The organism is Bacteroides xylanisolvens XB1A (assembly GCF_000210075.1).
Taxonomy (GTDB): domain Bacteria; phylum Bacteroidota; class Bacteroidia; order Bacteroidales; family Bacteroidaceae; genus Bacteroides; species Bacteroides xylanisolvens.
The window spans coordinates 2,003,970-2,026,029 of record NC_021017.1 but is presented as its reverse complement, the minus strand read 5'-3'; the positions used below and the strand labels follow the sequence as shown (position 1 = coordinate 2,026,029).

Here is a 22,060-nt window from a genome sequence, read left to right as displayed (position 1 = left end):
CTTCATCAGAATTTAAATTGGAACAATAGGTTACCTATCCACTCATTGCCATTATAGGTGTATGTACTATCAGGAGTACGGTTTTCACCATTGCTACGAGCCAGTCCGACAGTCAATTGTATCTTGGCAGCATAATTGCGTGTCAGATACTTGGAGACACTGAAATCATAAAAGTTATGCCTGTTGAAATACAGATTATTATTCATATACGAATATTCATCAGGCTTAAGGTATGTATAGCGCAAATCAAAACTCCAAAGACTACGGAGCATATATCCTGCCTGGATATTAAATCCTTGTCCCAACATCATTCGGTTTTTGATGTAAGCTTCTACATTCTGTTCTCCGTTCACGTCAAAGGTGGTAGCGGTGGAACCGTCGTTTCGTACCCGTTTCGTTATAGAAGAAGGAACATATCCCCATGTCTTTGCATATTCGCCCAACATCGAAAATCCGCGATACTTAAAAGCAAAGTCCGCCACCAGTTTAGCATAATCGGGAAGATCTATTTCATCACGGTCATTCATATAAAGAATATCTCCGTTACTGCGCCCGCCACGACGGTCGGATGTACCGTCCGCATAGCTATATGCAACACCGACACTCAACTTCGGAGTCAGTTCGTAAGCCATATCCCCTTCTCTGCTTCCTCCCATCGAACGGAAAGCTCCAAAAGGAAGGTAATTCAACCGGCCGCCATACTTCAATCCACCATAACGCTTTCCTTCCGAGATCGGACCGGAACCATCGGTGATAGCAATGGAAGGACGTAAAAGTCCTTTGCTGCCTAGCCGGAAAGAACTTTCGGCAAAAACACCCAATTCACGAATCGTGCTAAATGCAGAAGTTATTTTACTACGTTCACCAAACTGTAACGTGTGAGAACTCATCTGCAATTCATAGTTATCCGTAGGAGTGGAACGCTGCCCAAACGAAATGACAAGTTTAGAGCCCCAAGGGCGATAGGCAGCATAGGCATCCATCAATAACGACCCGGAGTCATCATCCGTCTCACTACCTTTCACCAAGTCGAGTCCCAACCGGAAACGCAATTTATCGTGATAGACACTTCCATCAAAACGTACACGGGCACGACGCACACGAAAACGGTTGTACATCTGATCCACATCTTCAAAGCGACGGCTTTCTACCGATGTTTGTACCATCCCGCTGACCGTCAGTTTATTGCCGCCTTGTGTTGTGAATCTTAAGCCATCCCCCATTTTATAGCGATGGAGGACTACTTTATTGTCGATATCTGATAAACTTTCATCGCTGGCTTCCACTATTTCGGCGTCATCACTACCTTCGTCTGTCTGTGCCATTACCGGAAGGAGCAAGAATAGCCCTATCAGGAATAATAGATATTTTTTCATATCCATATTGTTTTAGTATTACATTTCAAAATTTCCCTTACGCATCACGACACCTTCGTGCATCATTTCCGCACCACGGGCATAGACACCTTGCAGTTTCCAATTGTCATCAAACAGCGTTATATCCGCATCCCATCCTTCCCGAAGTTCTCCTTTTCCTTTCAGCTTCATTGTACGGGCAGGGTTGGAAGTTATCAGGCGGAAAGCATCCGAAGGAGCAATGCCTCCGTCCACAATCAGCCGGATCACTTGCTCTAGGTTTCGATGTAACGGCGCCACAGTATAACTATCCTCACCGGTTATCGGATCCTTACGACGTACGCCGGCATTACCATCCGATGAGAAAGTCATACGGTCAATAGATACTCCGGCATTCAATCCCTCCAGTACACTTTCATAAGGTTCACAATATTTTGTTCCTCCTGTGGAAATATCAATCATTCCCCCCATACGGGCAAATTCAATTCCTTGCAAGAATAAATCGTGTGTACGTCCCATGTGAGTAGGAGAAATATAGCTGATTAATGAAGGATACTCCCGTGCTATCTCTAACAATAGCTCAATTCCTCCGGGCAAAGCTCCCAAATGCACATGCATCACTCCGCCTTTGGCAGAAGTAAAACCTCCCAAGCGTACTTGCTGAATGATACGCATCAATTCGGTTTTAGTAGGATAGGAACTACGGTCGTCACTGATTGCTATCTTACAGCCAATCACTTTATCAATGAAAATCAAATCGTTGGCAATGCTATCTGTCAATGTGGGAGTGGGCAGGCCATAGTAACCGGTAAGCATATAAGCGGATATACCGTCCATGCACAGTGCTTTCGTTTTGGCATACAGTGCCGGTAATTGTTTCACGAAACCATCGGTTCCCAACAGTCCGACTACCGTAGTCGTTCCACAAGCCAGTAAACGGCTTAACGGTACTTCAGGGGCCAAAGAAAAGTAGCCGGTTTGTCCGCCTCCGCCAATGATATGTACGTGCTGGTCTATACAGCCGGGAGCAGCATTCATGCCTGCCCCATCGATCACTTCCACCTCTAATCCCCGAATATCGATATGGGGTGCGATACAAGCAATCTTTTCACCACAAATAAGCAGGTCGTTCATCCCCCTGTCTTCAGGAGCATAAAGATGTATATTTTGAATCAGTTTGAACATCATAATCAGTATTACTTGTTAGATAAAAAAGTGAATAACTATCATTACAATCAGTGTAATTGTCAGCGGAATGATATTGCGTTTGGCCAAATCGGTAGCCGACACGCCGGCAATCTCCGAGATAGCAATAATGACACCGGCAATAGGTGATGCCGCTCGTCCCATGCTCGATGCTAATTGCATAGGTAATATCATATCTACGGGAGTCATACCGACTTTGGTAGCAATTGACGGAACCAGCGGACCAAACGAGAAGAACGAAGCATTTCCACTTCCCATCAGGATAGCAGCCAGGAAAAGAATCAGGATAATGACAATCGAAACCAAAATGCCAGAGAATCCCAGACTGGTACATCCTTCAACCAACGCATCAATAAAGCCAAGGCTAATTAACCCCTTAGAGAAGATTTCTGCCGCAACAATCAGTGTCACCACATTGGTAAATACCTTACCCATCCCTTCCCAGAATGATTTCATAGTCATAAAAACAGCTTTAAAAGAACGAAGACGTATCAACTCAAACAACATGGAAACTGCCAGAGAGACAAACATAGCCGTAGTGGTATCCAATTCAATCGGAGGGTCGAACAGGTGTACATATTTCGAAAAGATGATTAACAGGAATAACGGCAACACTGGCAGAATCGCATAAATCAATGGAATATCCACCTTGAAATCTTTTGTATCCATCATTTCTGGTTGCGTACGTCCTGACTGGCGATCCTTGCGGTCAAAATAACGATTGGTGAGATAGTAAACAATCATTAGCAAAATAGTAAGCGGAATGGCCAGCGGAAGCTGGTGTTCAACAAAGTACAGCATATTATTTTGACCGACAAGTTCCGCCGCCCGGGCGGTATTGGCCGAACCGGGACCCATATCAAAAATAGTGCAGGCAGAAATAACCGATACTGCCGTCAGACGACTCACTCCCAAACCTACCAAAATAGGAAAGATAGAAGCAACCAGCAACAAACCAAGTCCTGTTGCGCTCGGTGTACAAATGAAAAGCATCTGTCCGATAGGGATTACAATGGAAGCAGCGATATAGGGAAACTTCTTGAAAATAGCCAGCGGTTGCATAGACACATATACCAATGCATCACTAGCCTTGATCTTTTTCATGTAAGCTACATAACCTCCAATAGTCATAATCATCAAACCAACACGAAGCATGTTCGATGAAAAAGTTTCTTTTATAATCCGAAAGAGGTCGAAAACCGGCGTCCCCGTTGTTTCGGTCAGACTTAGCGAATGCATACCAAGCAACATGCTAAGTGCTAACATCAAAATCCCGGCTACCATCAATACTCCTTGCGGGTTATTCTTTTTCATTAGCCAATAAGCTACCAATACAATTACCTGTAAGGCTATAAATGCACCTATATATATCATCATAGTATTCTTTATTTGAATTATTCTGCTTCTACACCTTTGTTTTTAGTAGTAGTCAAATTATTAAATATTGCGCTCGGAATCTTGAAGTTTGCACCAGGATTGCCACTTAAGTCGAGTTCTGTCAATTTAACCAGATTCGAAACATTGATTTCTGTCAATTTATTATTTTTCAGATTAAGAGTTTCCAGATTGGGGGTATATGAGAGATTAATGGTCGAAAGCGTACCATATCCACTTTTCGTACTACCATTACAATTCAAAATACGCAACTTAGGGTTACCACTCAAATCCAATGAACCGACTCCTGCCGTATTCACTTGTAGGACCTCTAAATTACTAAGTCCAGTAAGCGGAAGTGCCTCGGTAAACTTATTTGAGGTGGCAGTAAATTCAACCAGTCCTGTAAAGAACTGCAAGCCATCTACAGAAGCTATAGGGGTCTCTGCCGTTTCAAGACCGGCTGTAACCAACTCACTGGTAGCGGCTGATGTTTTCGCTACATTTACCGCCGTAACAGTAGCCGCCATCGTCTTATCCAACTGATATTCATTGCCCTCTTTCACAACCAGCCCTTGTGGCAATTTACCAGCATCTGTTGAAAGATAATAAAGATACTCTCCAAAAGCCTTATCCGGGATTGTGAACAATTCACCGTCTTCACCTCCTCCACCTTCGGAATCAGCCACCACTCCGACAGCAGTAGTCAACTGGGTCATTAAATCCTCCGGAATAGCAAAAGGAGCAGCCGGGTTATTGCTCAAATCAAGTTCTTTCAATGCTGCATAGTTTGAAGGAAGAATAAAGCCATTCTCCTGAAGATTTTGGTTCTTTAAATAAATATGTTCTATCACATTATTATTTGCAAAGCTAATTGTAGAAAGTTTGGTAGATGTATCACCGGCCGAATTTCCACCATAGCGAAAGCGAATAAGTTTTGTATTCTGCGACAAGTCCAGTGCTGTAACAGAGTTATTATTCATCTCAACCGTTTCCAGCTCGGTCAATGCAGTCAGATCCATACGCTCCACCGAATTGGAAGTAATCTTCAATGTCTTTAGAGCGGTAAAGAACTGCAAACCGTCCATATCTACAATCTTCACTGCAGCTGTAGCCAATCCCGCATTCTCCAGTTTAGCTATCTGCGCATCGTTTTTTACCAGATAGAGATTTTCTACGGTAGCAGCCTTTTGGGTGTTCAGGTAGAATTTGCCATTTTCCGCAACAGCCATTTCATAAGGAAGCTTGTTTTCGTCTGTACGGCTACAGTTATAAACAAGGTATTCTCCCAACGCACGATCTTTAATTTCATAAAGGTCTTGCTCACCACCTCCCTGTATATCTTCCACATCATTAGTGGTACAAGATGAGAGTCCTCCAAGCAATAATGCCATGCAAAACATTGCAGTAGTCATCGGTTTGTTCATTCGCATCATAATTTCAAAAGTATTGGTTTTGAGCGTAAAAGTAACATTAACGAGTAAACGAAAAGATTAATACAGACCTTAACAAAAGATTAATATTGCAAATAAAGCGCCTTTTTTTGTATTTTCTTCTCTCTACTGATGAATATAACTCTAAAAATGGGAAAATACTCCGCTTGTTGCCCAAATTATTATCTACCTTTGCAGCGATTATCATATCAAAAAAAAGAAGATGGAAACGTCCAGCAAAAAAAGAATTATTATTCTATCCGCTACCGGCATCTTGCTTACCGGCCTCATTTGTCTCTTTATATCCCGCAATATTATTTTATGCCATATCGTTGACAAACGGACTACACGTATCGAACAGGCATACGGACTGCAGATTCATTATCAGAAGTTACAAATGGAAGGCTGCAATAAGGTGGTTTTACAAGGACTTTCTATTATTCCCAACCAACGGGATACCCTGCTGACATTGCAATCTGTCAACGTAAAACTAAGTTTTTGGAAGTTACTAAAAGGAGAAGTCGAAGTACGCAATGTCCATATGGATGGGCTGGCAATAAACTTTATCAAATATGATTCCCTAGCCAACTATGACTTCCTGTTCCTTAAACGACAACAAGAGACAGAGTCAAAGCCTGCCATAGAGAGCAACTATGCCAACCGCATCGACCGGGTATTGAACCTCATTTACGGCTTTCTGCCCGAAAACGGCCAACTCAACCAAATAAAAATAGCCGAACGCAAAGATAGTAACTTCGTTGCAGTCAACATCCCCTCCTTTGTTATTAAGGATAATCATTTTCAATCAACCATTCAGATAAAAGAAGATACACTGCCTCAACAACAATGGCAAGCATCGGGTGAACTGAACAGAAGAGACTATACATTAAAAGCAGCTCTCTTTGCTCCGGAGAAAAAGAAAATCTCACTACCTTATATTACCCGCCGTTTTGGAGCAGAAGTCACTTTCGACACATTATCTTATAGCATGACTAAAGATAAACGTGCGACCGCCCAACTGCTCCTCAAAGGAAAAGCAAGAGTGAACGGACTGGACGTATTTCATAAAGCCTTCTCTCCTGAAATCATTCATCTCGATCGCGGACAACTCTGTTACGAGATGAACATAAACGGACACTCATTTGAATTGGACAGTACCACCATTGTTGACTTCAACAAACTCCAGTTTCATCCTTATTTACGGGCCGAGAAGGAGAAAGGAAACTGGCATTTCACTGCAGCAGTCAACAAATCCTGGTTTCCGGCAGACGATCTGTTCAGTTCTCTGCCGAAAGGATTATTCAGTAATCTGGAAGGCATCAAGACAAGTGGTGAGCTGGCTTATCATTTTCTGTTAGACATTGATTTTGCGCAACTGGATAGTCTCAAACTGGAATCTGAATTGAAAGAAAAAGATTTCCATATCATAAGCTATGGAGCTACTTCACTCTCCAAAATGTCCGGTGAGTTCATTTACACAGCTTATGAGAATGGAGTGCCGGTACGAACCTTCCCTATCGGCCCTTCATGCAATCACTTTACACCCTTAGACAGCATTTCCCCCATTCTAAGAATGTCTGTCATGCAAAGCGAAGATGGAGCATTCTTTTATCATCGCGGTTTCCTGCCCGATGCCTTACGGGAAGCACTGATTTACGACCTGCAAGTGAAACGCTTTGCACGCGGAGGAAGTACGATCACCATGCAACTGGTAAAGAATGTATTCCTGAACCGTAACAAGAACTTTGCGCGTAAACTGGAAGAAGCATTGATTGTGTGGCTGATAGAGAATGAAAGACTAACTTCCAAAGAACGTATGTACGAAGTATATCTGAATATTGTAGAATGGGGACCGCTCGTTTATGGTATTCAGGAAGCGTCTGCTTATTATTTCAAGAAACGCCCTTCGCAACTGACCACGGAAGAAAGTATTTTCCTAGCTTCCATTATCCCGAAACCCAAGCATTTCCGCAGTTCTTTTGCAGAAGACGGACAATTAAAGGAGAATATGGAAGGTTACTACAAGCTGATTGCAAAACGTCTTGCACAGAAAGGAGTAATAAGTGAAATCGAGGCGGATAGTATCCGCCCCGATATCCAAGTTACGGGCGACGCCCGGAATAGTCTAGCCGGTGAAAAACCGAAGTCTAGTTCTCCTACCGCTGAGGAGCAATGAGATTGATATAAATAATAAAGGAATAGGTTATCTTCTTGAACTGCTGTTTCTTTCAGAAGAACGGGAAGAGCTTTGAGTGCTATTACTTCTCGTACTTCCGGAAGAAGAGCGTCTTTCTGTTTGTCCGCTGGAAACATTGCTCCGGGTAGAGCTACCGCTGCTTCGAGTAGAACTCGAACTACCGCTACTACGGCTAGAGGTAGTACTACTGCTACGGCTGGTAGTATTTTCACTACTGCGACTGGAAGAACTACGACTGGAGCTAGAACTGCCACGACCGGAGCTACCACGACTGGAAGAACTATTGTTTCTATCAGAACTGTTATTTCTATTATAGGAACCACTACTATCGTTTCGCCTACTTGAACTTTCCCTTGAGCTGCTACTTGTCTTGCCACTTTCACGGTTGGAACCGCTACTTGTCGAACTTCCGCTTGTCGACCTGCGATTAGAGCTTGAAGAACCGGAACTTGTTTCCGGACGAAGACCGGAATTACGATCTCCTTCTACTCTGTTTGTATTCCCGTTTCTATCAGGAACAACCTCTTTATTCGGTCTCCCATTTCCGGACGATGTAGACGGTCTGACAGAAGTTGAAGGTCTATCTCCTGATTCCGGACGGGGACGAGTAGACGTACCAGGTCGCGTTGTCATTCCGGGACGAGACGTATCAGGACGAGTAGATGTGCTTGGACGAGACGTTCCGGGACGTGTTGTTGATGAACCCGGACGGGAAGAATTACCCGGACGTGTCGGTGCATTATGCGGACGAGTGGAAGTATTCGGACGAAACCGGACAGAACCGAAGTCCGAACGACGATAAGAGTGATATACTCTCTGATCTCTCACCCGGTGCGGTGCAGAGTAATGGTTGAAATTAGTATATCTTCCCCGATAGTAGCTTGTATGGTGAAAGTGCGGACGATAATGCGCTCCACAATAAGTACGGTAATGATAAGGCACACCAAAATAGAATAAGCTACGGTTCGGGTAATTGATGTACACCCTGAAACTCCATTTCCCTCCGGTTACATAAATCGGCCGATAGAAATACTCGGCACCGAGAAACCGGCGATACTGCGCATCACTCAATACCCAGCGAAGATCGTCGTTACGGATATCCAAAGCTTCATAATAATCATCCAATGCCCATTCGTAACCACGTGCTACGTAATCCATTATATTACGGACAGAATAAATAAAGTCGTAATTAATCTCATACGCATCATTATATTGCTGTGTACTCAAACTCAATTCATACGCCATCTTATCGGTAAGAAAACGTGTCTCCTTACGTACCTTGCTGGTGCTCATTCCAGCCATTACGGTCATATTGGCAGTCAGACCGACCGCAAAGAGTAAAAAAAGTATTCGTTTCATAATTCAATCTCCTATCATTTATTATTCCGATAATATTCCTCAATAAACATGCGTAACATATCTCTATAACCGTACAGTTAATAGTATCAACGCCGACCATACCCTATCACAAAATCATTCATCTTGTCCTTGCTGGAAGTAAATGTCAGGGTATTAATCACTGTAAAGAAAGCTTCTTTATCTACAATGCGGGGATACATTATCTTCATAATTTCCATCCGGTCATCGTCAAATGTATAAAGTTTGGTCAGTTGGAGACATTGGGCAGATGTAAAATCAGAACCGGCCAATGCAGCATTAAGCAACTTTATACGATCATCTTTAAAAGGCTCCTTCTTCATCTCATTATAAAACGTTTGAAAGAGCTGATCGTTCATGACCCTGTTGTAACCATATCCCGGGCGGTGTTCTCCTTGTCCCGGACGATGTCCCCCCTGTCCGGGGCGGTCAGGTCTTTCCGGCTGCACGTTATCACGTCCGTCTACCCATATCTCTTTCACTCCCCTACCATCGAAATAAACATAGTCTTTATACAATTTTTCTCCTTTCCATACTCGCTCTCCCGGACGGGTAAAGCGGGTGGCATATACTTCAACAGTATAATGTCCGGGATTCAAATTGGCTATAAAGCAGGTAGTAGTAGGCAAACTGATTTGGTTTCCTCCCAAGTAAACAAGTATCGGAGTATTCCCGCCATCGATACGGATTCCGTTAACAGACTGCGCTTGTAAGGAAAGGGCAGCGAACAGGATGCAGAAACTTATTATAATCTTACGCATAACTTATCTCGTTTTTATTATTTATATCTTTAATCTGATACCACAAAAATAGGGTGAGGAAACTCCCCACCCCAATGATTCTCTCTATTCGTATGTAGGGAAATCCCTATTCTGTTTAGGAATCCGCCAAAACAATGCCATCCTCGTGCAAGGTAATCAGACGTTTCTTATACAAGTCGCCCACTCCTTTCTTAAAGGTTTTCTTGCTGACACCAAACGTGTCGTAGATATCTTCCGCAGGACTTTTATCATTCAAGTTGATTCGTCCCCCGTGCTCTTTGATATAGTCTAGCAGCGTTTTCGAAAAATCGTCAATCTTTTCAAAACCGGGTTTCTGAAGAATCAAATCTACCTTACCATCTTCACGCACCTGTTTCACAAAAGCTTTCATTTCCATCCCTGTCTCCAACGGACAGAATATTTCATTTTCATACAACAAACCGCTATACATATCATCTATAATTGCCTTAAAGCCTAAGTCCGTCTTCTGCCAGATAAGAATATTCACCTCTGCTCCCGGAGCATATTCCGGCTTTTCTTTCGACAGATAACGTTCCACTTTTGCTGAAGCCACAATACGGTAACTCTCTTCATCCACATGTGCATGAACCACGTATTTCCGTCCAACCTGCATTTTCATCTTCTGCTCACGGAACGGCACAAACAGGTCTTTCATCAATCCCCAGTTCAGGAAAGCTCCGTATTGATTTACCCAGGAGACTTCCAGACAAGCAAACTGTCCGACCTGCACTAACGGGGTCAGTGTCGTAGCAATCAGCCTCTCATCCATATCCAGGTAAAGAAACACATTCAAAAAATCTCCTATCTTACAATCCTCGGGCACATAGCGGGTAGGCAACAAAATCTCACCTTCTTCTCCACCATCGAGATATACGCCGAAATCGACTTCCTTCACGACTTCAAGCTGGTTGAACTTTCCTAATTCGATGCTCATATTCTTATCTATTATATTATATAAGCAGCAAAGATAATCTATTTTGAATAGATCCCTCAATCAGTCAGCTATAACTTTTCGTTATCGAGAAAAACTATTTGCAATGAACAATCTGCGTTCTAATATGTTAACTTTGTAGCGACAAAAAGAAAGAGTAAATTATTCACCTTTTTAAACATATAAAATTATGGAATTTCTAACCAACGAGAAACTTACGATTGTGGGAGCTGCCGGAATGATCGGCTCCAACATGGCACAAACAGCCATGATGATGAAACTCACTCCGAATATTTGTCTCTATGATCCATTCGCACCAGCTTTGGAAGGAGTAGCTGAAGAACTGTATCATTGCGGTTTTGAAGGTGTCAACCTTACCTATACTTCCGACATCAAAGAAGCGCTGACCGGAGCTTCTTATATTGTTTCTTCCGGTGGAGCAGCCCGTAAGGCAGGTATGACCCGCGAAGATCTGTTGAAAGGAAATGCAGAGATTGCCGCTCAATTCGGAAAAGACGTTCGTCAATATTGCCCGAACGTAAAACATATCGTTGTCATCTTTAATCCTGCAGACATCACCGGCTTGATTACTTTGTTGTATTCAGGTTTGAAACCTTCACAAGTTTCTACATTGGCTGCGTTGGATAGCACCCGCCTGCAAAACGAACTGGTGAAATACTTCCATATCCCCGCTTCCGACATTCAGAATTGTCGTACGTATGGCGGTCATGGAGAACAAATGGCTGTATTTGCATCTACCACCAAAATAAAAGGAGAACCCCTGACCGATTTCATCGGTACTACCCGCCTTCCGTTGACGGAATGGGAAGCACTGAAAGTACGTGTCATCCAGGGTGGAAAACATATCATCGACCTGCGCGGCCGTTCTTCTTTCCAAAGCCCGGCTTATCTGTCTATCGAAATGATTGCTGCTGCTATGGGCGGACAGCCATTCCGCTGGCCTGCCGGAACGTATGTTTCCAATGGCAAATTCGACCATATCATGATGGCGATGGAAACTTCAATTACTAAAGACGGCGTTACTTATAAAGAAATAGCCGGAACTCCTGCCGAACAGGAAGAATTAGAAAAGAGCTACGAACACTTATGTAAACTTCGTGACGAAGTGATTGAAATGGGAATCATCCCAGCCATCAAGGACTGGCATGCTTTGAATCCCAATATTGACTAATCAAACAATATTAGCGAAAGCAGAAGGCCGAAACCTGACGATCTTTTTATCGTTCCGGGTTTCGGCCTTTTTTATTTCATTGCCAATGTCATTCCCACGGAAGAACATTCCTGACAAATCCCTTTAAGGACATAATTAATGCTATGCAAAGTAAATCCTTCAGGCAAATCAATCACCGGGATATGGGTACCTTCCAGGCAGAATGTACGATGACATTTCTCACAATAAAAATGCGAATGTAAATCCTGTACCACACAATTGCAAGAGTTGTCGCAAACGGCATACTTCAACGAACCGCTTCCATCGTCTATGCTATGTATGAGGTGATGAGACAAGAAGAGAGCGATGGTACGGGATATGGTCGATTTATCAACTGTGTCGAGCAATGTTTCGAGGTCAAGCAATGACACTGCACGCTCTGCCTGCATCATCTCTTTTATCACCAAGAGCCTTATTGCAGTTGGCTTAATGTCTCTTCTGACCAGCTTATCCAAATAAATATCTTCTTCCATCTTTCTCCTACTTTATCATTTTCTGTATTCTGACGGCGTTCATTATGGCAAGCAACGCAACGCCTACATCTGCGAAAACAGCTTCCCAAAGAGTAGCGATTCCACCGGCTCCCAAAATCAATACAAGCAATTTCACTCCAAATGCCAGTGATACATTCTGCCAAATGATTCTTCGTGTCAGCTTTCCAACTTTGATAGCTTCGGCTACTTTCGACGGCTGGTCTGTCTGTATCACGACATCGGCTGTTTCAATGGCTGCATCACTGCCCAATCCGCCCATAGCAATACCGACATGACTCAAAGCAAGCACCGGTGCGTCATTCATTCCATCGCCGACAAATGCAATCCGGTTTGCCTCATCCTGACGCAATTCTTCCAGGTGTTTCACTTTCCCTTCCGGCAGCAAGTCGCCATAGGCTTTCGATATGCCGAGCTTCTCCGCAAAGTTAGTAACAATACTCTGTTTATCACCGGATAATATCTGTATGTTTTCAATATTTAAAGCTTTTAAGCGATCAATAGCTACCTTTGCGTCTTCTTTCAAGGCATCAGCCAACAACAGATAACCGGCATAACGGTTTCCAACAGCACAGGCTACAATGGTATCTGTCATCTTCAACAATTCTTGCGGAAAGGATATATCAAACTTGGACAGTAACCGGCAATTACCAACCAGAACCGGTATTCCGCCTACCGTTGCTTCCAATCCGAAGCCGGCATATTCTTTCGTATCGGTAACGGTTACGCGTTCTATGTTTTGTTCTTTTGCGTAGTTTACAACAGCCTTGGCAATCGGATGTGTGCTATCACTTTCTACCGAAGCAATCAGTTTCACTAATTCTTCTTCCGAAATATCGCCTGCACTTTTACAGGCCTGCACGTCAAAGGTTCCTTTTGTCAGGGTTCCTGTTTTATCGAATACCACCGTATTGATCTTAGTGATAGCGTCCAGATAATTACCTCCTTTGAATAAAATACCCAATCGGGATGCCGCTCCAATACCACCAAAATAGCCTAATGGAATACTAACCACCAATGCGCATGGGCATGAAATCACCAAAAAGACCAAAGCTCTGTATAACCAATCATTAAATGTGAATACAAATGCAGGATTGATAAGTGAATAGACAAATGGAGATAATACAATTAATACGGCCAGTATGATAACAATCGGTGTGTAAACACGGGCAAACTTGCGAATAAACAATTCTGCCGGAGCTTTGCGTTCGGCGGCATTCTGAACTAGTTCCAATATTCGGGCGAGTGCGCTCTTGTCAAAAGGTCTCGTCACTTCAAGTCGGATTACCTTGTCGGTTACAATCATTCCGGCAAGCACTTCCTCCCCTTTCCGAATATTACGAGGCACGCTTTCGCCCGTTAATGCGGCTGTATTAAAGGCGGCAACTTCATTCTGCATGATTCCATCCAATGGCACTCGCTCACCTGCCTTTATTTCTATGATTTCACCGACTTTTATCTTTTTAGGACTTTCAGTAACAAGATTACCCTCTCTAAGTACCAGTGCTTTTTCGGGTCTTACGTCCAATAAGGCTCCGATATTACGTTTGGCTTTATCTACCGCTTTACCCTGAAACAGTTCTCCTACCGTATAAAATAGCATCACGGCTACACCTTCCGGATATTCGCCAATATAGAAAGCTCCCAGAGTAGCAATAATCATTAGAGTAAACTCACTGAAATAGTCTTTTTCCCTGATGCTTTCCCAGGCTTCTTTCATCACCGGAATTCCTACCGGAAGATAGGCTACGATATACCATATCAAAGAAACATATCCTTCACGGAAGAATGCTAAATCGAGAGCATTCATTATTATTCCACCTGCCAGCAGCAGGAGAGAGAATATCACTTTCCCATATTCATGGAAGTTCGAAACCTTTGCATCAACCTTTTTTTCTGCTGCGCATGAATGAGCGCCACAACTACAATGTCCCATAACATTCATCATTTAGTTGATGCAAAGGTAGCAAATGATTTATGCAACAAAGTTGCAAAATCGGTTTTAGAACATATATCCCAATGAGATCATCAGGTTTCTGTTCTTCATTCCTACTTCTTTGATTACCTCAACAAGTCCGAAATCATAGCTTATGGCAACCTGATATTTCTTACTGAACTCAACTCCGGCTTTCAGTCCAAGACCGAGGTCGAATCGTTTCAGACCATCGTCGCCAAATATATCTTCGGATGCTGAATTGCCTCCTATTTCATCAAAATCAAAATAATCACCGTCCACTTTCGCTTTTGCTTTTCCAAACAGTCCGACAGCAATATAAGGACCTACACTACCAAATAATGAGAAATCATCATTCACTGCATATTTATATCCTACACGTACTGGTACTTCCAGATAGTATGGATTAAATGTTATGCTTGCAAGTGATCCGCCATCAACTTTAGCACCTTTCAATGTCAACAATGCAGCGAAATCCATATAGGCACCACTACCATTCGCATCCTGCGACAATCCCACTTCTGCTTTAACTCCTGCGTGAAAACCTATCCTGCTGTCAAAACCTGTAATGGTGTATTTACTAACATTCATACCTGCCATCACACCCCATTTCAGGTTGTCTTGAGCATTGATACTCACTACGCTTATCGCTACTAGAGCGAACAATAACAAGGCCTTTTTCATACGAATAAATAATTTAATTATTGTTTAGAAATTATGTGAGGCAAAAATAACAATAATTCGCACAACTCCGAGAGGTTTAGTGAAAATATATAAAATAAACGATATGAATCTTATGAGATATAGTCATAGCAAGGGAACCAGACTATTTCAAACGATTTTATGGAACATAGAACAAAAACACTCTGCACAGAGAAAAAAACATAGGATGAAAGACTGTATAACTTAATTAATTGTTATCTTTGCACAATCAGTCGTAGCGCGACTGTATCGTTTGTTTTAAGAAAAAAAGCGTTTAGCTGATTTCTGTGCCGGAGAAAAGTCGAAAATTCCAAACACACAGAGAAGCAGATAGATGCTCCTTGCAATATGCGGGGAGTGTTTCCTGTTTGTGTGTTTAGGGCTTCGACTCCCTCTCTGGCGGATAGGCAAATGCTCTCCGCTTTTTTTGTGCCTATAAATTTGCGGTAGATGTAAAACAACAAGTTAATAATAACCACAAAGGCAAGTCAATTCGGATGGAGCGGCACCCGAACGACTGCAAAGTCGAAAACGTAACATTTAGATGTTGCTACTTGCCTTTGAAAATATAAGAGATAAAGGCTAGCAATACCCTCGAGGGGAACAAATGGATTCATCCAGAAGTTCCCCTCTATTTTTGTAAAGATGTGTACTATTGGAAAGACAGATATTAAGTCTACATATAAATTTGATGATTCTTATTGTCAACCAAAGTTTTTACCCGATAGTATAATGATTATCATCGGTTTACATGCTGACAATAAGCCATGACAATAGGCTGACAATAAAAAATTAGAACTTTTATTGTCAGCCTGTTCTTTGATTGCTTTGGGGCAGGATGCACCAAGGACATCATCGCCTGCAGTAACCATACCATCCACATAGAAAGCAGCTTTTTAAAATGAATCCCCCTATTAAATGAATGATATATAGCTGGTATCTTTCACTTAACAAGTAGGTATTGTTACATTAAAGCATCAGTATTGTTAACTCTCCACGGCCGTGACGAGATCTTTCCACGGCCGTGGTAGGAACTCGTCACGGCTGTGGGAAGAAGTCACCACGGCCGTGACAAAGTAAAGATAGCGGTACTTCAGTAGAACTATACTGACACTCTAGGGCAACTACATAGGCACGTTAATGGAACTATATAGGTAGATATCACTTTGGGAGGCTGTTATTAAAATGCGACGTTACTTCAGAACATGCTTCTAAGACTATTATTTATCAAGTCATAAAAGGATCATAAGAGATAAAAATAAGACTGACAGTAAAAGTAGAGGTATTTTATTGTCAGCCTATTGTCAGCATCTATTGTCAGGTGATATAGTATTGATATTCATATACTTGAATATCACCCTGACAGTTTGACAATAATACTGGTACAAATCAATAGAAACGATCATAAAATTTTTAATTGGGAAGGGTAAAGAATTTATAAAAAGAAAGAAAAAGTTTGCCGTTCCCTTAAGAATAAATATCTTTGTAACCGTGGTTACAGTAACCACAGTTACTAATATAATTCACTGACTATGAGGTTTTATAATAGAGAAGAAGAACTAAAAGAGCTAAAACGAATTCAGCAATTGGCATTTGAGGAAAGTTCAAGAATGGCAGTCGTTACCGGTTGCCGTAGAATCCTCATCATGAAAGTTAGGCACGGATGACAGGTTTTCTATGAGATCAGTCCCCATCACCTGTATTCCGTGCCCAATTATCATTGTTGGTTCTCTTCCCGATCTGTTCGGATAAACTCCAGGAGTCGTTCTACCGCCTCTTCTTCAGGAATATTCTTTTCTACACAGACCTTGCCTTTATAAAGACTGATTTTACCCCGTCCGGCACCTACATAACCGTAATCAGCATCCGCCATCTCACCGGGACCATTCACGATACAGCCCATAATGCCGATCTTCAAGCCTTTCAAATGTGAAGTGGCTGCCTTGATACGGGCGATTGTTTTCTCCAAGTCGTAAAGCGTACGGCCGCAACCGGGACAGGATATGTATTCTGTCTTAGAGGTACGGGTACGTCCAGCCTGCAAGATTCCGAAAGCAGTGGCGTCGACAACGGCATGGCTCAAACTGCCCTGATTGAACAGGAAGATACCATCGCAAAGACCGTCAAAAATCAAGGCTCCCATATCGGCTGCGGATTTTATCTGCAAATTCTCCGCATCATCTTCCGCATAATGCTGGAAGAAGACAACCGGATTCTGCAAACCTTCCGTCATTAGCTGATGCACCAATGCACGGTGCTCACCCAAACGGTTCGGATGGTTGCTTTGAGAGATGATTACCACTTCCGGGTGGTACTTCAGACAGGCTATCACTTCATCTGTTTGGGCCATATAGGGTATAAACAGGAATTTAAGCGCTGCATCACATTCACCCATCAACGGTAGTTGCGCATGATTGAAAGCAGGCCAGGTTCCGGCCTCTCCTTGCCATACGTCCGCATCAAGAATATATTCCACGCCTTCTTCCCGTTGTTCGGGCAAGGCTCTTCCGGCATAAATATAGTCCGGAGTGAATTGCGGATTTACTTCCGTCTTTCCGTCCATGCGGTCGGCAATGACTACGGGCACATGTTCGCCTCCAATATTACGGACCGCTTTTGTCTTCCGGCGTTCAGGAGACAGATAGTTGAATTCTGGCGCCTCCAATCCCGGAATATAGGGATGATCCTGCCTCAACAGAACATAATCCACCAATTTACGGGCTACCGGAATTTCAGCTTCGGGTGCTTCACTCAAAGATACGCGGATGGTATCGCCCAACCCGTCGCTCAACAATGCGCCGATGCCGAGAGCAGACTTGATACGCCCGTCCTCTCCGTCTCCGGCTTCTGTCACTCCGAGGTGTAGCGGGAAAGTCATCCCCTCTTTTTCCATGACGTCCACCAACAAACGAACGGTCTTCACCATTACCACGGTATTGGAGGCTTTGATGGAAATCACCACATCTGTGAAGTTTTCCGCTACACAGATACGAAGGAATTCCATACAGGATTCCACCATTCCTTCGGGAGTATCACCATAGCGTGACATGATGCGATCGGACAAAGAGCCATGATTCACACCGATCCGGATCGCAGTGTGATTCTCCTTACAGATATTCAGGAACGGGACAAACCGGTCATGGATTTTCTGTATTTCCTGCGCATACTCCTCGTCTGTATATTCCAGTTTCTTAAAAGTACGTGCAGCATCTACATAGTTTCCCGGATTGATGCGCACCTTTTCCGCATATTGAGCAGCTACATCCGCCACTTTCGGATTGAAATGCACATCGGCAACCAATGGAACCATATATCCCTGACTGCGTAGTCCGATATTGATATTCATCAGATTCTCCGCTTCCTTGATACCCTGCGTTGTGAGGCGGACATACTCGCCACCTGCATCAACAATACGTTTCGCCTGTTCCACACAAGCCTGCGTGTCCTGCGTAGACGTATTGGTCATCGACTGGACACGAATAGAATTGGGGCCGCCCAACGGCACAGCCCCAATATTTACTTCTGTGGTTTCTCTTCGAAAATAATTGAATAGATCAACCATTTTGATTTATGATTTTACGATTTACGATTAAAAATACTTTATGCACAATGTGAAAGACAAGATACCATGTACAAAGACAACATACGATTTACGAAGATATTTCAATCGTCAATCGTAAATTGTCAAATCGTAAATCACATTAGTTTGTTTTATATTCAAACTTAACTTCTTTCAGTTCTTCGTTTGCTTTTACGATTTTCTTTTTCAGTCCTTCTTTGTAAGCAGCAAAAGCTTCTGCCAATTTCTCGTCACTCAATGCCAACATCTGAATGGCAAGGATAGCGGCATTCATCGCTCCGTTTATAGCAACCGTTGCCACAGGAATGCCCGGAGGCATCTGGATGATAGAATAAAGTGCGTCTACACCATCGAGCACGGAACCTTTTACGGGTACTCCGATCACCGGCAGTGTAGTGTTGGCTGCAATTACACCGGGAAGGGCGGCAGCCATTCCGGCAGCGGCGATAATAACTTTAATGCCACGGTTGCGGGCATTCTTTGCAAACTCTTCCACAGCTTCAGGCGTGCGGTGAGCAGAAAGCGCGTTCATTTCGAACGGTACATGCATATCATTCAGCAATTGCGCAGCCTTCTCCATAACAGGAAGGTCGGACGTGCTACCCATGATAATACTTACAATTGGAGTCATAGGATAAAAATTAAAGAGCCACTTCTCAACCCTCTCCCCAAAAGAGAGGGTAAGGCTGGCTTCGGATTATAGTATCTTTTACATTATTCGATTGATGTAATGGAGAAAACCTTATCCATTCACCACTGCTTTGTATGCTTCGGCATCCAGCAGGTCTTCCACAGCTTTTATATCTGTCGGTTTCACTTTAATCAACCAACCTTCGCCATACGGATCTTTATTAACCAGTTCCGGATTTTCTTCCAATGCCTCGTTTTGTTCGAGCACCTCACCTGCTACAGGCAGGAAAAGATCGGAAATTGTTTTCACTACTTCGATGGTTCCGAATGTCTCACCGGCTTCCAACGTTTCACCAACAGTCGGTATATCTACGAACACGATATCACCCAATTGTTCTTGAGCATAATCAGTGATACCTACGTATGCAATGTCTCCTTCAACGCGAATCCATTCGTGTTCGTTCGTGTACTTCAAATTCTGTGGAAAGTTCATAATAATTAGTTTTTAGGATTTATACTGTTTTAAAATAAAAATACTCGAAATAAGATGTTGCTCACGGGATGAAGTACCAAAAGGGCACATATCAAGCCAACCGCAAAACCGGAAAGCACCTCACCCAACGTGTGATGTCCCAATACAATTCGTGCAGAACCTAATATACCGGCAATCAATATAAACAGGCATAACCATCCGACCGGATTGTAACCGAACAAAGCACTGAAAGAAACCAGTCCGCCAATCACTCCACCTATTCCTGCCATGTGTTCACTCAATTTCCATTTCAAATTCACTGCAATGCAGATAATAGATACTACCAAAGAAACGAGGATGATCCCTGTCATATACCAAGGTATATTCAGCCGGCGCATCATCAACAGGCAGAACACATACGAGATGATAGTCAGCAGAATCGGTACATAACGTTTCTTGCGCTCACTCAACTCCTGACGGGCAAAGCCATTGATTTTACGAAACAGGAAAATGGTAATGGTAGGTGTCAGTATGGTAAAGCAATAAACAATTCCCAACACGATCAACTTATATTGTATCGGCATGATACGAAGATAAGAAAACAGGAATAACACCAGAAACGATAAAAACGGAATAGAAAATGGAGTAAAGACCATCGAAGTAGCTCTCGCCACCTGCAACATTGTCTTATCCGCTATGATATGTTCTCTCTCTCTGTCCATCAGCACTAATACTTAATACTTTATACTTAATACTTTATATTCGTTCTCATTTTCGAAGTCGCGCAACCGGAATATTCAACTGCTGACGGTATTTGGCTACCGTTCTACGAGCAATGGGATAACCTTTCTCTTTCAAGATGTCCGCCAATTCATCATCTGTCAGCGGTTTCTTCTTGTCCTCCCCATCAATACACTCTTTCAGAATCTTGCGTATCTCGCGGACAGACATTTCTTCGCCGTCCTCTGTGGTATACCCGTCGCTGAAAAAGAATTTGAGCGGATAGATGCCATAATTTGTCTGCACATATTTACTGTTGCTCACGCGGGAGATCGTTGAAATGTCCAGTCCGGTACGTTCGGCCACATCTTTTAAAATCATCGGTTTCAGCAGAGATTCGTCTCCTTCCAAGAAAAAAGGACGTTGTAAGTCAATGATAGCCTGCATGGTAGTCATCAGGGTATTCTGACGCTGCCGCACAGCATCGATAAATCCTTGTGCCGCATCCATTTTCTGCTTCAGGAACATCATCGCTTCTTTGGATTCTTTTGATTGATTAGCCCTGTTTTTGGTATGCTCTTCCACCATTTCCGTGAAGTCGCGACTCATACGGAGTTCGGGGACATTACGGTTATTGAGGCTTATATTGATGGTTCCGTCATCATACGTTTCCACGATAAAGTCGGGAACTATCTGTTGGAGATTCCTGCCGATCGCTTCTCCCAAAGAAGCACCCGGACGGGGATTCAGCTTGGTTATCTCATTAAGAGCTTCCTGGAAAGTCTCTTCATCAATGTCCAGTTTCTTTATAATCTTCTCCCAGTGTTTACGGGTGAATTCTTCATAACACTCTCTGATGATACGTTCTTCCAGCTCCAGTATCGGGTTGGGCTTCTTCTCTTCATCCTTCTTCCGGCAAATCTGTATCAACAAACATTCTTGAAGGCTGCGGGCACCGATACCAGCGGGATCAAAGTCCTGCAAGATACAGAGTGCTTCTTCCAATTCTTCTTCTGTCGATTCGATGCCGGCATAAATCGCCAGTTCATCACAGATGCTCTCCAATGACTTACGGAGCAGTCCGTCATCGTCCAATGAACCGATCAGATACTCCACCAGGTCACACTGATGTTCAGTCAGGTTGCGTTCACGCAACTGTTCTTTCAGGATTTCATAAAAAGAGGTGGAATCGGAGAACGGAATATCCTCCGCCTGTTCGTCTTTCGAACGGTTGTTTTCTTGTAATTTATAATCGGGAATATCGTCTTCAGTCAGATAATCACTCAAAGAATCATAATCGTTGGCATCACTATCCATGCCATCTTCCGTAGTGTCGGAATCAGCATACTCATCCGCAGCGTTTTCTTCTTTACCTTCTTCAAGTGCCGGATTTTCAAGCAGTTCAGCATGGATACGGTCTTCCAGCTCTACTGCGGGAAGCTCCAACAGTTTCACGACCAGAATCTGCTGGGGCGAGAGCGTTTGTACCTGCTGTTGCGCCTGAGATTGTATTTGACGGGAACCTTGTGCCATATTCGTTTTTGCTTTCTACTATTTCTCGCTACAAAAGTAACTTTTTAACGAGAGATTACACAGATTAGGGAGATAATTTTTAATCCTATAAC

Annotated in this window: 17 protein-coding genes; 2 read left to right on the top strand and 15 right to left on the bottom strand. The window is 43.1% G+C overall.

All coding sequences use genetic code 11. From position 1 onward, the window contains the following. Window positions 1-5: 5 nt before the first annotated feature. Genes BXY_RS08290 through BXY_RS08275 form a run of 4 tightly spaced genes read right to left on the bottom strand, consistent with a single transcriptional unit; the run spans window position 6 to window position 5,371 of the window. A complete protein-coding gene (locus BXY_RS08290; protein WP_004314995.1) occupies window positions 6-1,376 on the bottom strand; it encodes a hypothetical protein in 1,371 nt (456 codons plus the stop codon). An 18-nt stretch (window positions 1,377-1,394) separates the two neighbouring features. Further along, a complete protein-coding gene (gene iadA, locus BXY_RS08285; protein ID WP_008997369.1) occupies window positions 1,395-2,540 on the bottom strand; it encodes a beta-aspartyl-peptidase in 1,146 nt (381 codons plus the stop codon). 18 nt (window positions 2,541-2,558) lie between these two features. After that, on the bottom strand, window positions 2,559-3,935 hold the full coding sequence (gene dcuC / locus BXY_RS08280; RefSeq protein ID WP_008026208.1) for a C4-dicarboxylate transporter DcuC: 1,377 nt from the start codon (window positions 3,933-3,935) through the stop codon (window positions 2,559-2,561). 20 nt (window positions 3,936-3,955) lie between these two features. Beyond that, window positions 3,956-5,371: a leucine-rich repeat domain-containing protein gene (locus tag BXY_RS08275; RefSeq protein WP_009040185.1), complete on the bottom strand. Its 1,416-nt coding sequence runs from the start codon at window positions 5,369-5,371 to the stop codon at window positions 3,956-3,958. Window positions 5,372-5,591: 220 nt separating this feature from the next. On the opposite strand from BXY_RS08275, the gene BXY_RS08270 reads away from it, so the two are divergent. After that, the gene (locus tag BXY_RS08270; protein ID WP_015531666.1) at window positions 5,592-7,544 is read left to right on the top strand and encodes a transglycosylase domain-containing protein; all 1,953 of its coding nucleotides are present in this window, start codon (window positions 5,592-5,594) and stop codon (window positions 7,542-7,544) included. A 27-nt stretch (window positions 7,545-7,571) separates the two neighbouring features. Here BXY_RS08270 and BXY_RS08265 read toward each other — a convergent pair whose 3' ends face one another. From BXY_RS08265 to BXY_RS08255, 3 genes are all read right to left on the bottom strand, one after another. Beyond that, a complete protein-coding gene (locus BXY_RS08265; RefSeq protein WP_015531665.1) occupies window positions 7,572-8,924 on the bottom strand; it encodes a hypothetical protein in 1,353 nt (450 codons plus the stop codon). Window positions 8,925-9,010: 86 nt separating this feature from the next. Continuing rightward, the gene (locus BXY_RS08260) at window positions 9,011-9,703 is read right to left on the bottom strand and encodes a DUF4476 domain-containing protein (protein WP_015531664.1); all 693 of its coding nucleotides are present in this window, start codon (window positions 9,701-9,703) and stop codon (window positions 9,011-9,013) included. 115 nt (window positions 9,704-9,818) lie between these two features. After that, window positions 9,819-10,658, bottom strand: coding sequence for a CvfB family protein (locus BXY_RS08255; protein WP_004314988.1), 840 nt, complete (start codon window positions 10,656-10,658; stop codon window positions 9,819-9,821). A 187-nt stretch (window positions 10,659-10,845) separates the two neighbouring features. Between BXY_RS08255 and BXY_RS08250 the strand changes: the two genes are divergently transcribed. Next, window positions 10,846-11,847: a malate dehydrogenase gene (locus tag BXY_RS08250; protein WP_008644979.1), complete on the top strand. Its 1,002-nt coding sequence runs from the start codon at window positions 10,846-10,848 to the stop codon at window positions 11,845-11,847. 71 nt (window positions 11,848-11,918) lie between these two features. Here the strand turns inward: BXY_RS08250 and BXY_RS08245 are convergent, their stop codons facing one another. The 8 genes from BXY_RS08245 to rpoN form a co-directional block, all read right to left on the bottom strand. Beyond that, window positions 11,919-12,359: a Fur family transcriptional regulator gene (locus BXY_RS08245; RefSeq protein ID WP_004314986.1), complete on the bottom strand. Its 441-nt coding sequence runs from the start codon at window positions 12,357-12,359 to the stop codon at window positions 11,919-11,921. Window positions 12,360-12,366: 7 nt separating this feature from the next. Next, complete coding sequence (locus BXY_RS08240; protein ID WP_182425230.1) at window positions 12,367-14,313, bottom strand: heavy metal translocating P-type ATPase; 1,947 nt, start codon at window positions 14,311-14,313, stop codon at window positions 12,367-12,369. Between the two features lie 66 nt (window positions 14,314-14,379). After that, on the bottom strand, window positions 14,380-15,015 hold the full coding sequence (locus tag BXY_RS08235; RefSeq protein ID WP_004314984.1) for a porin family protein: 636 nt from the start codon (window positions 15,013-15,015) through the stop codon (window positions 14,380-14,382). Between the two features lie 1,735 nt (window positions 15,016-16,750). After that, window positions 16,751-18,595 (bottom strand): 4-hydroxy-3-methylbut-2-en-1-yl diphosphate synthase, encoded by a 1,845-nt coding sequence (locus BXY_RS08230; protein WP_004316580.1) that lies wholly within the window; start codon window positions 18,593-18,595, stop codon window positions 16,751-16,753. A 139-nt stretch (window positions 18,596-18,734) separates the two neighbouring features. Beyond that, entirely contained in the window at window positions 18,735-19,244 is a 510-nt protein-coding gene (gene purE / locus BXY_RS08225) for a 5-(carboxyamino)imidazole ribonucleotide mutase (protein ID WP_004296231.1), read from the bottom strand. 111 nt (window positions 19,245-19,355) lie between these two features. Next, complete coding sequence (gcvH, locus tag BXY_RS08220) at window positions 19,356-19,736, bottom strand: glycine cleavage system protein GcvH (protein ID WP_009040178.1); 381 nt, start codon at window positions 19,734-19,736, stop codon at window positions 19,356-19,358. A gap of 29 nt (window positions 19,737-19,765) precedes the next feature. Next, on the bottom strand, window positions 19,766-20,437 hold the full coding sequence (locus BXY_RS08215) for a phosphatase PAP2 family protein (RefSeq protein ID WP_004316578.1): 672 nt from the start codon (window positions 20,435-20,437) through the stop codon (window positions 19,766-19,768). Between the two features lie 46 nt (window positions 20,438-20,483). After that, window positions 20,484-21,968, bottom strand: coding sequence for an RNA polymerase factor sigma-54 (gene rpoN / locus BXY_RS08210; protein WP_015531662.1), 1,485 nt, complete (start codon window positions 21,966-21,968; stop codon window positions 20,484-20,486). Window positions 21,969-22,060 lie beyond the last annotated feature (92 nt).

What these genes read in the sequence shown, in the direction of transcription:
- BXY_RS08290 (WP_004314995.1), bottom strand. Translation starts at nt 1,376, where the DNA reads ATGAAAAAATATCTATTATTCCTGATAGGGCTATTCTTGCTCCTTCCG.
- iadA (WP_008997369.1), bottom strand. Translation starts at nt 2,540, where the DNA reads ATGTTCAAACTGATTCAAAATATACATCTTTATGCTCCTGAAGACAGG.
- dcuC (WP_008026208.1), bottom strand. Translation starts at nt 3,935, where the DNA reads ATGATATATATAGGTGCATTTATAGCCTTACAGGTAATTGTATTGGTA.
- BXY_RS08275 (WP_009040185.1), bottom strand. Translation starts at nt 5,371, where the DNA reads ATGATGCGAATGAACAAACCGATGACTACTGCAATGTTTTGCATGGCA.
- BXY_RS08270 (WP_015531666.1), top strand. Translation starts at nt 5,592, where the DNA reads ATGGAAACGTCCAGCAAAAAAAGAATTATTATTCTATCCGCTACCGGC.
- BXY_RS08265 (WP_015531665.1), bottom strand. Translation starts at nt 8,924, where the DNA reads ATGAAACGAATACTTTTTTTACTCTTTGCGGTCGGTCTGACTGCCAAT.
- BXY_RS08260 (WP_015531664.1), bottom strand. Translation starts at nt 9,703, where the DNA reads ATGCGTAAGATTATAATAAGTTTCTGCATCCTGTTCGCTGCCCTTTCC.
- BXY_RS08255 (WP_004314988.1), bottom strand. Translation starts at nt 10,658, where the DNA reads ATGAGCATCGAATTAGGAAAGTTCAACCAGCTTGAAGTCGTGAAGGAA.
- BXY_RS08250 (WP_008644979.1), top strand. Translation starts at nt 10,846, where the DNA reads ATGGAATTTCTAACCAACGAGAAACTTACGATTGTGGGAGCTGCCGGA.
- BXY_RS08245 (WP_004314986.1), bottom strand. Translation starts at nt 12,359, where the DNA reads ATGGAAGAAGATATTTATTTGGATAAGCTGGTCAGAAGAGACATTAAG.
- BXY_RS08240 (WP_182425230.1), bottom strand. Translation starts at nt 14,313, where the DNA reads ATGGGACATTGTAGTTGTGGCGCTCATTCATGCGCAGCAGAAAAAAAG.
- BXY_RS08235 (WP_004314984.1), bottom strand. Translation starts at nt 15,015, where the DNA reads ATGAAAAAGGCCTTGTTATTGTTCGCTCTAGTAGCGATAAGCGTAGTG.
- BXY_RS08230 (WP_004316580.1), bottom strand. Translation starts at nt 18,595, where the DNA reads ATGGTTGATCTATTCAATTATTTTCGAAGAGAAACCACAGAAGTAAAT.
- purE (WP_004296231.1), bottom strand. Translation starts at nt 19,244, where the DNA reads ATGACTCCAATTGTAAGTATTATCATGGGTAGCACGTCCGACCTTCCT.
- gcvH (WP_009040178.1), bottom strand. Translation starts at nt 19,736, where the DNA reads ATGAACTTTCCACAGAATTTGAAGTACACGAACGAACACGAATGGATT.
- BXY_RS08215 (WP_004316578.1), bottom strand. Translation starts at nt 20,437, where the DNA reads ATGGACAGAGAGAGAGAACATATCATAGCGGATAAGACAATGTTGCAG.
- rpoN (WP_015531662.1), bottom strand. Translation starts at nt 21,968, where the DNA reads ATGGCACAAGGTTCCCGTCAAATACAATCTCAGGCGCAACAGCAGGTA.